The organism is Arthrobacter sp. StoSoilB5, from assembly GCF_019977235.1.
Taxonomy (GTDB): domain Bacteria; phylum Actinomycetota; class Actinomycetes; order Actinomycetales; family Micrococcaceae; genus Arthrobacter.
Map to the genome: position 1 here is coordinate 3,519,337 of NZ_AP024646.1, position 12,838 is coordinate 3,532,174.

At 62.6% G+C, this 12,838-nt stretch carries 13 protein-coding genes; 5 read left to right on the top strand and 8 right to left on the bottom strand.

Features of this window, described 5'->3' with window-relative positions; genetic code table 11:
* Nucleotides 1-33: 33 nt before the first annotated feature.
* Both LDN75_RS15885 and LDN75_RS15890 read right to left on the bottom strand, forming a co-directional pair.
* On the bottom strand, nucleotides 34-840 hold the full coding sequence (locus tag LDN75_RS15885) for a transglutaminase family protein (RefSeq protein ID WP_223933359.1): 807 nt from the start codon (nucleotides 838-840) through the stop codon (nucleotides 34-36).
* Between the two features lie 70 nt (nucleotides 841-910).
* Nucleotides 911-1,765 carry a hypothetical protein gene (locus tag LDN75_RS15890; protein WP_223933361.1) on the bottom strand — a complete coding sequence of 285 codons (855 nt, stop codon included), beginning with the start codon at nucleotides 1,763-1,765 and terminating at the stop codon, nucleotides 911-913.
* A gap of 62 nt (nucleotides 1,766-1,827) precedes the next feature.
* On the opposite strand from LDN75_RS15890, the gene LDN75_RS15895 reads away from it, so the two are divergent.
* The 4 genes from LDN75_RS15895 to LDN75_RS15910 all read left to right on the top strand — a co-directional run bounded on the left by LDN75_RS15895 (nucleotide 1,828) and on the right by LDN75_RS15910 (nucleotide 4,619).
* A complete protein-coding gene (locus tag LDN75_RS15895) occupies nucleotides 1,828-2,502 on the top strand; it encodes a DUF1684 domain-containing protein (protein ID WP_223933362.1) in 675 nt (224 codons plus the stop codon).
* A gap of 150 nt (nucleotides 2,503-2,652) precedes the next feature.
* On the top strand, nucleotides 2,653-3,177 hold the full coding sequence (locus LDN75_RS15900; protein WP_223933364.1) for a DM13 domain-containing protein: 525 nt from the start codon (nucleotides 2,653-2,655) through the stop codon (nucleotides 3,175-3,177).
* 89 nt (nucleotides 3,178-3,266) lie between these two features.
* On the top strand, nucleotides 3,267-4,115 hold the full coding sequence (locus tag LDN75_RS15905) for a fumarylacetoacetate hydrolase family protein (protein WP_223933366.1): 849 nt from the start codon (nucleotides 3,267-3,269) through the stop codon (nucleotides 4,113-4,115).
* Nucleotides 4,116-4,133: 18 nt separating this feature from the next.
* Nucleotides 4,134-4,619, top strand: a complete 486-nt coding sequence (locus LDN75_RS15910) for a GtrA family protein (RefSeq protein WP_223933368.1) — start codon at nucleotides 4,134-4,136, stop codon at nucleotides 4,617-4,619.
* 61 nt (nucleotides 4,620-4,680) lie between these two features.
* Here the strand turns inward: LDN75_RS15910 and LDN75_RS15915 are convergent, their stop codons facing one another.
* From LDN75_RS15915 to LDN75_RS15940, 6 genes are all read right to left on the bottom strand, one after another.
* Complete coding sequence (locus LDN75_RS15915; protein WP_223933370.1) at nucleotides 4,681-5,847, bottom strand: cysteine desulfurase family protein; 1,167 nt, start codon at nucleotides 5,845-5,847, stop codon at nucleotides 4,681-4,683.
* A 6-nt stretch (nucleotides 5,848-5,853) separates the two neighbouring features.
* Nucleotides 5,854-6,744, bottom strand: a complete 891-nt coding sequence (nadC, locus tag LDN75_RS15920) for a carboxylating nicotinate-nucleotide diphosphorylase (RefSeq protein WP_223933373.1) — start codon at nucleotides 6,742-6,744, stop codon at nucleotides 5,854-5,856.
* Nucleotides 6,737-8,485, bottom strand: coding sequence for an L-aspartate oxidase (nadB, locus tag LDN75_RS15925; protein WP_223933375.1), 1,749 nt, complete (start codon nucleotides 8,483-8,485; stop codon nucleotides 6,737-6,739). Before nadB ends, nadC begins: the two co-directional genes overlap by 8 nt.
* A 46-nt stretch (nucleotides 8,486-8,531) precedes the next feature.
* Nucleotides 8,532-9,839 (bottom strand): quinolinate synthase NadA, encoded by a 1,308-nt coding sequence (gene nadA / locus LDN75_RS15930; protein WP_223933377.1) that lies wholly within the window; start codon nucleotides 9,837-9,839, stop codon nucleotides 8,532-8,534.
* Entirely contained in the window at nucleotides 9,836-10,555 is a 720-nt protein-coding gene (locus tag LDN75_RS15935) for an NUDIX domain-containing protein (RefSeq protein WP_223933379.1), read from the bottom strand. The genes nadA and LDN75_RS15935 overlap by 4 nt, the downstream gene beginning before the upstream one ends.
* A 112-nt stretch (nucleotides 10,556-10,667) precedes the next feature.
* Nucleotides 10,668-11,141, bottom strand: a complete 474-nt coding sequence (locus tag LDN75_RS15940) for an Lrp/AsnC ligand binding domain-containing protein (RefSeq protein WP_216923913.1) — start codon at nucleotides 11,139-11,141, stop codon at nucleotides 10,668-10,670.
* Between the two features lie 175 nt (nucleotides 11,142-11,316).
* On the opposite strand from LDN75_RS15940, the gene LDN75_RS15945 reads away from it, so the two are divergent.
* Nucleotides 11,317-12,702 (top strand): amino acid permease, encoded by a 1,386-nt coding sequence (locus LDN75_RS15945; RefSeq protein WP_223933381.1) that lies wholly within the window; start codon nucleotides 11,317-11,319, stop codon nucleotides 12,700-12,702.
* The last annotated feature ends 136 nt before the right edge of the window (nucleotides 12,703-12,838 follow it).

Below are 12,838 nucleotides of genomic sequence, written 5' to 3' on the forward strand. Positions count from 1 at the left end.
GGGCTGATCGAGGCCCGCCGTCTTCCCGTCATCTCAGCGTAGGCTGACGAGCCGCCCGGGATCCTCCACCGGGAGGTCACCGTTGACCGACGCACTGACCTTGAGCGTCTTAAGTGACAGGCTGCCACCCACTGTGGACAGGAAGGCTGTGTCCGAAGAATCGCGACCAGCGGTAATGCGTAGCATGGACTCGCGGGGGGCCAGCCCGGTGGGATCGATGATGTGCCATTCATCATCGATGTAGGCCTCCGCCACGGCGTGGAAGTCCATGGGACTTAGACCGGGTGCGTACACAGCCGCGAGACGCGCGGGGACATCCTTGGACCTTAAGAGGGCAATGGCCAAATGGGCGAAGTCCCTGCAAACACCACGACGGTGCAGGAGCGTCTCCACGGCACCGTCAGTGCCCCGCGAGGATCCACTGACGTAACGCAGCTCTCCATTGACCCAGTTGCGGACGGCGTGCAGCAGTCCCGCCCCACTGAGGCTGCCGAACTCGGCATAAGAGGTGGGGAGCAACCTGTCGGATTCGGCATACCGGCTTGGCCGCACATACCGGATGAGTTCCATCGGAGTGGGCGTCTCGCGGTGGGCGAAGCCATGGACGGTCGCTTGGTAGTCAACCGTTACCTCGCTCGGCTCCGTGAACTCCATGTACTGGAAACGCCCCCCGTGATGGTCGCTGAGCTCAGCGAAGGGAACCTCATTACCATCAATGGTGATGGAGAGTGTTTCAGCCACTGATGCATACCCCGGATTGTTGGCCACGGCGATGGCCATGGCCACTTTCGTGTTGGCTACAGTCTTGAAAACGAGCTTGGCAGCAACGTTGCGTTCCATTAATCTCCGGGGGTGGGTTGCGGCGGGACAGCCCCGATGCCGCCATGGTGTGGATCAGCGAACCGCAGGACTACAGATTGACCTTCAGAGACAGTAGCATCCGCTGGACGTTGGCGAATTCAGAATCATGGGCGGCGTACTTCGCGGCCAGGTCCAAGGTGTCGAAAGTCTTTGCCGGAGCCACTTTTTCATCTGCGGCGAAGGCATGGACTGCCGTGACATCGCCGAAGGAGTAGTCGCCCTTGCCGGAAGGTCCCTGCACACGGTTCCTGAGTTCGCAGGCCTGACCGTCCGCGCCGCCCACCATGTTCGTGATGCCATAGGATCCAAAGAATTTGTAGCCTTGGATCACGCGGAAAACGACGCGGGGATCGATGGTGTCCGGACCGTCGGAGTGCGGGACATCCAGTGGCACGCTGCTGATCACAACGTAAGGATGGCTTTGGCCAGCGGGGCAAGCGATAGGACCTGCAGGGGGTAGGCCAGTCTGGAGGGTCGCGATGTATCGGCCCCCGCCATCTTTGACTTCGACCCTCAGGGCACCTGGCAGTGAACCGGCTTCAGCCGTGACGGACTGTGCAATCCAATCCCCGGGGAGTTCGAAGCTGACCTTTTTGGCGGGATCCGTGTAGGTCTTCCAGGTCAGCGCCGTGGCTGCCGGGCTCGGGCCAGAGCTCGAGCCGGGTGCCACGGACGGCGGGCTGGAGACGGCGTCCCCGGGCGGCGTCGTACTCTTCAACCCAGAGCCCTCGGACGGGAGGCCTGACTCTGAACTATTGGTATGGGAGCCGGCAGTCGGGGAAACCTGCGGCCCCTTGTTCTCAGTGGAACAGGCCGCGGTTGCCGTGAGCAGGATGACACCCAATGCCAGTGCGCCGAGGCGCAGCTTCGCCGTCAGGCCGTTCAGGTGGATAGCGCCCTTCATGCGCACAGCTTATCGGCGGCGAAGGCCGAACACGGGATTTGACTGCGTACTAGGCTGAAGACATGGCTCCCGATCAGCACGACGCATTCGAGGACAACATGCCCACCATGTCCGCTGTTGATATTGCGGATTGGCGGTTGCGGACCTTCGCCCTCTATGACCAGGTGCGGCAGCTCGCGGCTACGGATCCGTTCGATGCACACAACTATTGGCGCCAGGAGCGGGACCGGATGTTTGCTACCCATCCGGCGTCGGCACTGACAGCAGAAATGAAAGCATCATTCTCCGGGTTACGCACGGCCGACTATGACCCCGCATTCCGGATGTACGTTCCGTTGTCGCCCGAGGGCACGGGACAGGAAATGAATGTCCAAACAGGGACCGACGGCGTAGTTCCGTTCGTGAGGATCGGAACCTTTGAGTTGCCGGGACTGGGATCACTGGCCGTCTGGCGGCTGCGAAGCTACGGCGGCGGCATCTTCGTGCCGTTGCGCGACGCTACCGCCGGCAAAGAGGGTGGAAGCTACGGTGCCGGAAGGTACCTCCTGGACACTGTGAAGGGCGCCTACCATGGTGTTCGCCGCATAGATGAACGGCAGGAGTTCATCCTCGACCTCAACTTTGCGTATAACCCCTCCTGTGCCTACAACGAAGCCTGGGCGTGCCCGCTTGCCGGTCCGGCCAACAGGCTCTCAGCCGAGGTACCGGTCGGCGAGCTGTATCTGGGAGCCGGCTAGCGCGTCCTGAAGAGCCGGCACTGCGCAATTAGTGGAACTGCGCAATTAGTGGAACTGCGCAATTGGTGGAGCTCGCTGGGGTGGCGCAACGTCACGGAACGGTAAGCTCTGAAACGCCCTCGGCCCGGCTATGAAGCCTAGCCTTGAAGCATGAACGGAATCGGGCGCATGATCCGTGCTCACAGAGTCCTTGCCAGCATGGCGGGCGTGGCGGTCTTGATCGTGGTCATCGTTGGGGCCGCGCTGTTCCAGCCCTGGCGGCTTTTCACGAGCAGCCGCGTGAACGAGGCCCTGCCGGTGGCTCCTCCCGCTTCAACGCTGGCAGTCAAGACTGACCCGCGAGTGCTGGGCTCCGGCAATTTCCAGTCCCAGGAGCACCAGACCACTGGTACTGCACAGCTTCTGGAACTGCCCGATGGCACGCGTGTACTGAGGCTGGACAACCTGGCCAGCAGCGATGGTCCGGACGTCAAGGTCTGGCTCAGCAGCCTTGACGCAGGAGGCGATTGGTACAAATACCGCTCTGGTCGATATGTGGACCTGGGCCCCATCAAAGCCACCCACGGGAACCAGAACTACGTCATCCCATCTGGAGTGGACCTCTCCGGGCTGTCATCAGTGGTGCTCTGGTGTGACCGTTTCAGCGTTGCGTTCGGATCGGCGCAGCTGGTCTGATGCCTTGCGGGGGCACTTGTGCGGGCTTTGATGGAGTCTTGGGGCGTAAAGCAGGCCCCACAACACATTGCAGGACGTAGGATGTCATCATGACTTCCCACCTTCCCCGACGCATCGCCCGCGTCCGCCCCCTTGATTCGCAGGATCTGCACGAGCAATTCTTCGTGGCCAATGACGCCACGGACTTCGATTCCGAGTCTGGGAAGCATTGGATGGTTATCGATTCCCCTTTCCAGGCATCAAGGACAAATGCCAGTAGCCCCGCGCGCGATGGCTGGGAGCCAGGTGTTGAAGTGAGCGAAAATGCTTTCAGATTCCTTGCGCCATCCGTGCCCGCCAACGTCCTTGGCATGGCCCACAACACCGGGCAGGCGGGCAGGGACCTTCCCCCGCAGGCTTTTCACAAGGCTGCGTCGAGCGTCATCGGCCCCGGCGAAGCCATCCAGCTGAGTTCAAACGTGGGCTACGTGGACCCGGAAGCTGAGCTGACGGTCGTCGTCGGCCGTACCGCCCGGGGCTTGACGCTGGAAACGGCGGGGTCGGCAATCCTCGGCTACACCATCGGGAACGATGTCTCTGCACGCGACCTCCAGAAGACCGACGAACTCTGGATCAGCGCCAAGAGCCAGGACACCTTTACGCCTGCGGGTCCGTGGATCGTCACCGATCTGGACACCGCAGATCTTTCCATCGGGATCGTCCACAACGGCGCCGGGCTCAAAACCGCCAGCTCCGCCGACCTCGGCTGGAAAGTGGACGAAATCATGGTCTACCTGACCTCGTTCATGACCCTCCACCCCGGCGACCTGGTATTGACTGGCTTCCCCGCCGAGTGCGCGCGTATTCAGCCCGGTGACACCGTGGTGTGCCGGGTGGAAGGAATAGGCGAGCTCCACAACCCCGTCACCACTGCTTCCTGGGAGGACGTGCCCGCATAGTGTGTCAGGCTTAACCTCATGGAGACAGCCGCAGACGCCACCGAACTGCGCCCGCCTCCCCCCGCCAAGCCTGCGCGCACGAGGCATGCGGGCCTCCTCAAGTATCCCTTGGTGCGGCAACTGATCCGCTTCACCGGCGTCGGTATTCTCTGCACGGCGAGTTCGCTTGCCCTCTACGCGCTGCTGCGTCCCTGGATTGATCCCCAACTCGCCAACGCGGTGGCCTTGATCGTCACCTCGCTCATGAACACAGCGCTGAACCGCAGGCTGACCTTCAAGATCAGGGGCCGCAGGAAACGCGGCCAGGACCACGTGCATGGCTTGATCGTCATCGTTATTGCCCTGGTCATCACCGGCGGGAGCCTGGGCATCCTGCACCTTGTGAGCCCCGAGGCCACTGTCAGCGAAGAACTCTGGACCACCACACTCTCGGGCTTCGTCGCTACAGGGGTCCGGTTCACCCTGCTGAGGCACTGGATATTCCGCCGCGCCCGGCACGTCTAGAAACCCCAAGTGACTGGCAGTAGTGGTTGCCCTGGGCTCTCAAAACAACCACTAATGCGAGCTAGTTGGGGTTGGGGGACGCCAGGTTCCGGACACGCCCGACGGCGGTTTCCACGGATGCGGCGGCTTGCTCAAGTTCGGCCTCGGTGACCGTTGAGGCGAAGCTGAAGCGGACGGCTGTCTGGGCTATCTCCGGGGCAATGCCCAACGCCAGCAGCACCGGCGATGGTGCGTCCGATCCCGCCGCGCAGGCGGAGCCACTGGAGCAGACCACGCCAAGGCGCTCCAGCTCAAGCAGGACCGATTCACCGCTGGTTCCAGGGAAGCAGAACGACGCGATCGACGGCAGCCGCTGCCTCCGATGCCCTGTCAGCAAGGCGCCCGGAACGGTTTGAAGAATGTGCGAGACGAACCGCTCTCGCAGCTCCGAAACCCGGGCCGCCAACTCCGGCTCCTCGCGCAGGCTCAGCGTCAGTGCCGTGGACAATGCCACGGCCCCGGCTACATTCTCTGTTCCGGATCTCTTTCCCCGCTCCTGGCCTCCCCCATGAACCAAGGGCTCCAGGCGCATGCTGCCCTTCGTGAACAGGACACCGGATCCCTTGGGCGCGCCCAGCTTGTGGCCGGAAAGGCTCAGCGCATCCACGCCCAAGGCTTTGACGTCCACGCTCAACCAGCCTGCCGCTTGAACGGCATCAGTGTGGAAGGGGATGCCAAACGCATGGGCTGCGGCAGCAAGATCGGCCACGGGCTGAACCGTCCCGATCTCATTGTTCGCATACATGATGCTCACCAAGGCTGTCTCCGGCCCAAGAACGGCCCGGAGCGCATCCACTGTGACCAGCCCGTTCGGGTCCACCGGCACGACGTCCACAGTGAAGCCATGCACGCGTTCCAGGTAGCGCGCGGATTCTTCCACCGCAGGATGCTCGATGGCACTTATCACCACCCGTTTAAGCGTGGGATCGGCTGCCTGCCGGGCGAGTGCGATTCCCTTGACGGCAAGGTTGTCAGCCTCCGTTCCACCCGAGGTGAAGGTCACCTCGCCCGCGCGGCAATTGAGGACCTTCGCGACGGCGGACCTCGCCTCGGCGAGCGCAGTGGCTGCCGCTTCGCCCAGGCTGTGATGGCTGGATGGGTTGCCAAACTCGCCGCTGAGGTACGGCCACATGGCTTCGAGTACTTCACGCCGGACTGGCGTGGTGGCTGCTGCGTCCAGGAAGATCATGGAGAGTCAGACTGTCTTGAGTTCGACGTCCAGGCCGAGGTCCAGCGCGGCGACACTGTGCGTCAGCCCGCCAATCGAGATGACGTCCACGCCCGTTGCGGCGATCTCTGCCACGGTGTTGAGGTTGACGTTGCCGCTGGCTTCCACGTTGGCTCGTCCATCTACCTGCTTGACGCCTGCCCTGAGTTCATCGATGGAAAAGTTGTCCAGCATGATGGTGTCCACCCCCGCGGCGAGCACTGGTTCGATCTGCTCTGCACGGTCCACCTCGACTTCAAAGTGCGTGGTGTGTCCCAGCTGGGCCTTGGCGGCTACGAGCAGTTCGGTCAGTTTGGCAGAGTCTCCGCCTGTCATGACGGCCAGGTGGTTGTCCTTGGCCAGCACGGCGTCCGAGAGGCTGTATCGGTGGTTCGCTCCCCCGCCGCAGCGGACGGCATAACGTTCCAGGACACGCAGCCCGGGCGTGGTTTTGCGGGTATCCGTGATCCTGGCACGGGTCCCTTCAACCAGCCTGACGAATTCTGCGGTCTTGGTGGCAATGGCACTCATCCGCTGCACGAGGTTGAGCCCGACGCGTTCGGCCAACAACACCGAGCGTGCGCTGCCGGTAACGCGGGCGAGGTGTGTGCCGGCGTCGAACGCTTCACCGTCGGCCAGCAGCAGCTGGACGTCCGTGTCCGGGTCAACGAGTTTCATGGCGTCGCGGAATACCGTTCCACCGCTGAAAACACCCGGGACGCGGGCATTCAGGACTGCCGTGGCACGCGCGTCGACGGGGATCAGCAGCTGCGAGGTGATATCACCGCTGGGCGCATCCTCCGCGAAGGCCCGCTCCAGGATGTCCCGTACAGGCGCTGCGGGGAGGGTCAGGTTGGTGATGGACGTCAGGTCAGTCATTGACGAGGCTCGCTTTCCGGCTCATGGTGTAAGGCTTGTCAAAATCGTCGACGACGTCTGGCTCCTTCACGCCGTCACTGCGGTAGTGCGCCCCAAGCGACTCACGCCGCTCCCGTGCAGCATGAACGAGCAACTGCGCAGCCAACAGCAAGTTGGAATCCTCATGCTCCCGAGGATCCAAAGAGTCAGGAACCTCCAAGGGAACAACGTCGCCCTCCCAAGAACCAAGAGCTTCTGCGGCCTCTGCCAACAACTGACCGGTACGCAACACGCCAGCCTTGGCAGTCATAAGCCGCCGAAGAGCCGGCCGCGAAAATGCGCCAACTGCCTTGGACGCGAAGGAGCGGTCATCAACAGGTAGTTCCAGAGGTCCCGACAGCGCCGTTGTCGCGTGAGCGTCCGAACCGGCCGCCGAGCCTGCGAGGCGATCGCCGGTACGAGGCGCGAGCGCAGGCGCCAAGGGACCTGTGGAACTACGCCCCAAGAACCCCTCAACAGCCCGCCGCCCAAACACGAGTCCCTCAAGCAACGAGTTACTGGCCAGCCGATTAGCGCCTTGGACACCAGTACACGCAACCTCACCAGCGGCCAACAACCCAGGGACAGAAGTCCGGCCGTAAAGGTCGGTCACCACGCCGCCCATCCAGTAGTGCGCCGCTGGAGCGACCGGAACGGGCTCACGGCTCCAGTCGAAGCCGGCTTGGCGGGTGCGTTTGCTGATAGTGGGGAAGCGCTTCTCGAGGAAGCCTTTCCCGCGCTCTTCCTCGATGACGGTTGCGTCGAGGAAGACGTGGCCATTGGGGTCTCCGAGCGCTGCAAGGTGCAGGGCTATGCTGCGGGAGACGACGTCCCTGGGGGCGAGCTCGGCGTCCGGGTGGTAGTCAGCCATGAAGCGTTGACCGTTGGCGTCTACCAGAATGGCGCCTTCGCCGCGGACGGCTTCGGAGATGAGCAGGGGGTCAGTGTTGCCTTCTGCTTCCAGGGCATCCCCAGTGCGGACCATGCACGTAGGGTGGAACTGGAAAAATTCGAGGTCTGTGACTTCGGCTCCAGCCCGCCGGGCGAGGGCGAGTCCGTCTGCTGTGGCAACGGACGGATTTGTGGTTTGGGCAAACAACTGTCCAGCCCCTCCGGTGGCAAGGAGGACCGCGTCAGCGCGGATATCCTGCCAACGCCCGTGCTGCAGGAAGGTGACGCCCACTACGCGGCCGCTGTCCAGCGACAGTGATGTGACTTGGCCATGCCCGATCACCTGGATTCTTCCAGCGGCGTGGAAGTCCAGCACAGTCTTGATCAGTGCAGCTGCTACCCGGGCGCCTGTGGCGTCGCCCCCAGCGTGGAGGATGCGGGGCGCAGAGTGGGCGGCTTCCAGCCCCAAGGAGGGATCGCCGTCGTCGTCATGGTCGAAACGGACGCCGAAGCGCCCAAGCCCGGCAATGTCCATCCGGGCCTCGGTGCACAGCACCCGCACTGCTTCCTCATCGCAGTGGCCGGCGCCGGCATTAAGGGTGTCAGCGATATGGGCAGCAACGGTGTCACCCGGAGCGGGTTCGTCCAGGACGGCTGAGATGCCGCCTTGGGCGAAGTATGTGTTGCTGTCTGCGAGCGCGCCCTTGGTGAGCAGCACCACCTCGGCTCCGGCTTCGGCTGCCAGCAGGGCTGAGTACAGTCCTGCGATGCCGCTTCCGACGACGATCAGCCGCTTGGGCTTGGGTGCTTCAGCAAGGCTTCCTGAAGTCATGTGAGGCTCGTTTCGGATAGTCCGGAAGACCGGTGTGGGTAGCGGGTTAGGCGGGCTTGGCCGCCAGCATGCGCTCCAGCGCAATCTTGGCGTTTTCCTGCACAGCGTCGTCCACGGTGATGCGGTTGACGATGCGCCCTTCGACCAGTTCCTCCAGCACCCAGGCGAGGTAGCCGGGGTGGATGCGGTACATGGTGGAGCAGGGGCAGATGACCGGGTCGAGGCAGAAGATGGTGTGCTGCGGGTTTTCAGCCGCGAGACGGTTCACCATGTTGATCTCGGTGCCGATGGCGAACGTGGTGGGTTCGGTTGCGGCCGCGATGGCCTTCTTGATGAAGTCGGTGGAACCGGCGGAATCCGCGGCATCCACAACTTCCATGGGGCACTCGGGGTGCACGATCACGTTGACGCCCGGGAAATCGAGGCGGGCCTTCTCGATCTGGCCTACGTTGAAGCGCTTGTGGACCGAGCAGAAGCCGTGCCAGAGGATTACCCGGGAGTCCAGCAGCGTCTGTTCATCGTTGCCGCCCAGTTCCTTGCGCGGGTTCCACATGGGCATCTGCTCCAGGGGGACGCCAAGGGCCTTGGCGGTGTTGCGGCCCAGGTGCTGGTCGGGGAAGAACAGGACCCGTTGCCCGCGCTCGAAGGCCCATTCCAGGACAACTTTGGCGTTGGAGGAGGTGCAGACAATTCCGCCGTTGCGGCCGCAGAAGGCCTTCAGTGCGGCGGAGGAGTTCATGTAGGTGACGGGGATGACGGGAACGCGCCCCTCGGCGTCGGTGTCGGTGCCGAAGATTTCCTCGAGCTGCTCCCAGCATTCCTCCACGGAGTCTTCGTCAGCCATGTCCGCCATGGAGCAGCCTGCCGCGAGGTTGGGCAGGATGACAGCCTGCTCAGGCGTGGACAGGATGTCGGCGGTCTCTGCCATGAAGTGGACACCGCAGAAAATGATGGCTTCGGCATCCGGCTTGGTCAGTGCAGCGTTGGCCAGCTGGAAGGAGTCGCCCACGAAGTCGGCGTATTGGATCACTTCGTCCCGCTGGTAGAAGTGGCCCAGGATGACGGCGCGCTCCCCGAGCGTTGCCTTGGCAGCGCGGATCCGGGCATCCAGTTCGTCATCCGTTGCCCGCTTGTACTCGTCCGGGAGCTGTCCCTGGCGCGGCGTTTCCTTGGGAGCGACGTCGCTGCTGGAGGCTCCTGGCCCGTACGCGGGCGCACCGGCAAGTGCCTCGGCGAGGTCATACTCCCAGGGGCCTTTGGCCAGGGCCGGGCTGCAGGTGGATCCTGCTGCGGAAAGCCCCTTTTCGGCTTCCTCCCGCGTGATCAGCTGGACGGCAGTGTTGACGCTGCTCATGGTGTACTCCTGTTATCTGGCCCGAGGCCGGGCGTGCCGGTGAAGCGGTAGAGGCGTGGCGGACGGTGTTTTCCGCCCTGCAGGTATTCACCGGTTTCTTCAATTTCCGGTGTGGCTTTGATGTGCCGGCGAAAGTTCGCCGGGTCCAGTTGACGGTCCAGGACGGCCTCGTAGACTTCGCGAACCTGCGCGAGAGTGAAGAACTCTCCCAGCAGGTGGTAGGCGATGGAACCGTAGGCCATCTTGTTCCGGAGCCGCCAGAGTGCGTAGTCCACGATCGCGTTGTGGTCGAAGGCGAGTTCGCCAAGCCGGTCCGCCCGGAACCAACGCACATTTTCCGATTCGTCCGCGAGGGCGGCTTCGGTCGGCTGGACGAGGGCCCAGTAGACGATCGATACGACCCTCTGGCTGGGCGAGCGGTGCAGCCCGCCGAATGCGTAGAGCTGCTCAAGATATTGCGGCGCCAGGCCCGTTGTCTCCCGGAGATTGCGCGATGCCGCGTCCTGGAGAGACTCGTCGTGTGCCAGGGGTCCACCGGGAAGGGCCCACATGTCCTTGTAGGGCTCGCGGATCCTGCGGACCAGCGGAAGCCACAGTGTGGGACGACCGGATTTTTCGCTGGGACGGAGGGCGAAGATCACCGTTGAAATAGCCAACGACGGCGGCGCCAAGCGGCGTTCAGCAACGTTCGCTGAGATCGGATTCACGGCGTTCACCTCGCTTCGTCGCCGCCTGGAGATCTTCCTCCACACACTGGAATCTGAGTTAAAGTCATTCTGACTAGAACTAATGGTACGACTCTGCGGCCTCCAGGCAAAATGCTTTGCGTCACACTGACTTGGCCGCGGCTTCCATCAACGGCAGGGTCCGGCCCTGGATGTGGCTGTTGAGCACAATAACGGAGGAACAACGGACCACGGACTTCGTGGCGATCATGGCGTCCAACACGCGCTGCATGTCCGGGTTGGAACGGGCCGCGATACGCACCATGAGGTCCGAATTGCCGGTCACCGTATGGACTTCGATGATCTCCGGAATCGCACTCAGGCTTTGGATGATGGCGTCATGGCCAATTTCCTGAGTGATGGTAACGGAGCAGAACGCCACCACGGGAAAACCGAAGTTGGCGGGATCCGGCTGCGGAACCCAGGAGCCGATCACTCCGTTTTCAATCATTCGGTCAATCCGGGACTGCACCGTGGCCCTGGCAACCCTCAGCACACGGGAGGCCTCCAACACCGATGACCTCGGTGAATCCGTGAAGAAACGTACAATTTTTGCATCAAGCGCATCGACCAGCATCAAAGTTCCTGTCCCCGGGGATCCTTACCCATCACATCGCCACGGCAAAAAGTGATGTATCTTACAAACTGCGAGAATTATTCCACGGCTCTTGCTGCGTCGTCGACGCCCAGCTTGCCCAGCCCAAGAGGCAGCCAGCTAAACCGAGTATGAAATCCATAGAAGGTAGACACGTATGACAACGAAGTCCATCGCGGCTCCCGTCCCGACAACCGGCCTTGGCCATTCGCTCAAGCCACGCCAGCTCACCATGATGGGGCTGGGAAGCGCCATCGGAGCAGGACTCTTCCTGGGCTCCGGCGCAGGAATCCAGGCCGCCGGCCCGGCAGTCCTGATCTCCTACCTCGTAGCGGGAACCCTGATCATCCTGGTCATGTGGGCCCTGGGAGAGATGGCCGCCGCAAATCCCAACAGCGGAGCATTCTCGGTCTACGCCGAAAAAGCCATGGGCAAGACCGCTGGCGGCACCATTGGCTGGCTCTGGTGGCTTCAGCTGGTGGTGGTCATCGCCGCCGAAGCACTTGGCGCGGCGGGCCTGCTGTTCACCGTGTGTCCGGTGATTCCGGTTTGGGTTCTCGCCCTGGTGTTCATGGTGGCGTTCACAGGCATCAACCTCGTGGGCGTCCGCAATTTTGGCGAGTTCGAATTCTGGTTCGCCATCCTCAAGGTTGCCGCTATCGTCATCTTCCTCCTCATCGGCGCGGCACTGCTGTTCGGCTGGCTGCCCAACGTAGCCTCGCCGGGCTTGTCCACCTTCGGGGATTTTGCACCCAATGGCATCGGGGGAATCGCGTCCGCGCTGTTCGTCGTGATCTTCGCCTTCGGCGGGACGGAGATCGTCAGCGTCGCTGCTGCTGAAACCGAAAACCCCGCGCACAGCGTTGGCAAGGCGATCCGCACGGTGGTATGGCGCATCCTGGTCTTCTACATCGGCTCTGTTTTTGTCATCGCGGCGGCTCTTCCCGTTGGCTCCGAAGGACTGAAGTCCCCGTTCGCAGGCGTCCTGGACCTGGCCGGAATCCCGGGAGCCGGCGCCGCCATTACCTTGGTGGCCGTAGTTGCCTTGCTTTCGGCCCTGAATGCCAACCTTTACGGCGCCTCGAGAATGATCTTCTCCTTGTCAGAGCGCGGCGAGGCTCCCGGCTTCCTGTCCAAGCTGAACGGCTCCAAGGTGCCAGTGGCCGCCGTCGGAATTTCCGTTGCTTTCGGTTTCATCGCCACCGTGCTGGAACTGCTCTTCCCAGAGCACGTACTGCCAGCCCTCCTGAACCTGGTGGGTTCCACGTGCTTGATGGTGTGGGGCACCGCTTTGGTCTCCCAGTTCATCCTGCGCCGCCGGGCCGACCGCGAAGGCACCGAACTGCCACTGCGCATGAAGGGCTTCCCTGCCCTCACCATCCTGGGAATTGTCCTGCTGTGCATCATCCTCGCGGTTGGCCTTGCCAACCCCGAGAGTGCCGGCCAGTTGATCGGCACGTTCATCCTGATCCTGGTTATCGCCGCTGGCTGCTTCCTCAATGCCAAGGCGAAGGCCGGAAAGCAGTCGATGCACGCCAAGTAGCCGCCTGCTCATTGAAACTAAGAGGTCCTGTGCAATTTGTTTTGCACAGGACCTCTTTGCTTGTCCAAATTGTACAAAGTGTTTCGTTGAAACATAGCTGATTGCGCACACCCCTGACTGGTGACTAGGGTCACAG

Bases quoted from the DNA above. Each gene is read 5' to 3' on its own strand.
- LDN75_RS15885 (WP_223933359.1), bottom strand. From the start codon at position 840: ATGGAACGCAACGTTGCTGCCAAGCTCGTTTTCAAGACTGTAGCCAAC.
- LDN75_RS15890 (WP_223933361.1), bottom strand. From the start codon at position 1,765: ATGAAGGGCGCTATCCACCTGAACGGCCTGACGGCGAAGCTGCGCCTC.
- LDN75_RS15895 (WP_223933362.1), top strand. From the start codon at position 1,828: ATGGCTCCCGATCAGCACGACGCATTCGAGGACAACATGCCCACCATG.
- LDN75_RS15900 (WP_223933364.1), top strand. From the start codon at position 2,653: ATGAACGGAATCGGGCGCATGATCCGTGCTCACAGAGTCCTTGCCAGC.
- LDN75_RS15905 (WP_223933366.1), top strand. From the start codon at position 3,267: ATGACTTCCCACCTTCCCCGACGCATCGCCCGCGTCCGCCCCCTTGAT.
- LDN75_RS15910 (WP_223933368.1), top strand. From the start codon at position 4,134: ATGGAGACAGCCGCAGACGCCACCGAACTGCGCCCGCCTCCCCCCGCC.
- LDN75_RS15915 (WP_223933370.1), bottom strand. From the start codon at position 5,847: ATGATCTTCCTGGACGCAGCAGCCACCACGCCAGTCCGGCGTGAAGTA.
- nadC (WP_223933373.1), bottom strand. From the start codon at position 6,744: ATGACTGACCTGACGTCCATCACCAACCTGACCCTCCCCGCAGCGCCT.
- nadB (WP_223933375.1), bottom strand. From the start codon at position 8,485: ATGACTTCAGGAAGCCTTGCTGAAGCACCCAAGCCCAAGCGGCTGATC.
- nadA (WP_223933377.1), bottom strand. From the start codon at position 9,839: ATGAGCAGCGTCAACACTGCCGTCCAGCTGATCACGCGGGAGGAAGCC.
- LDN75_RS15940 (WP_216923913.1), bottom strand. From the start codon at position 11,141: ATGCTGGTCGATGCGCTTGATGCAAAAATTGTACGTTTCTTCACGGAT.
- LDN75_RS15945 (WP_223933381.1), top strand. From the start codon at position 11,317: ATGACAACGAAGTCCATCGCGGCTCCCGTCCCGACAACCGGCCTTGGC.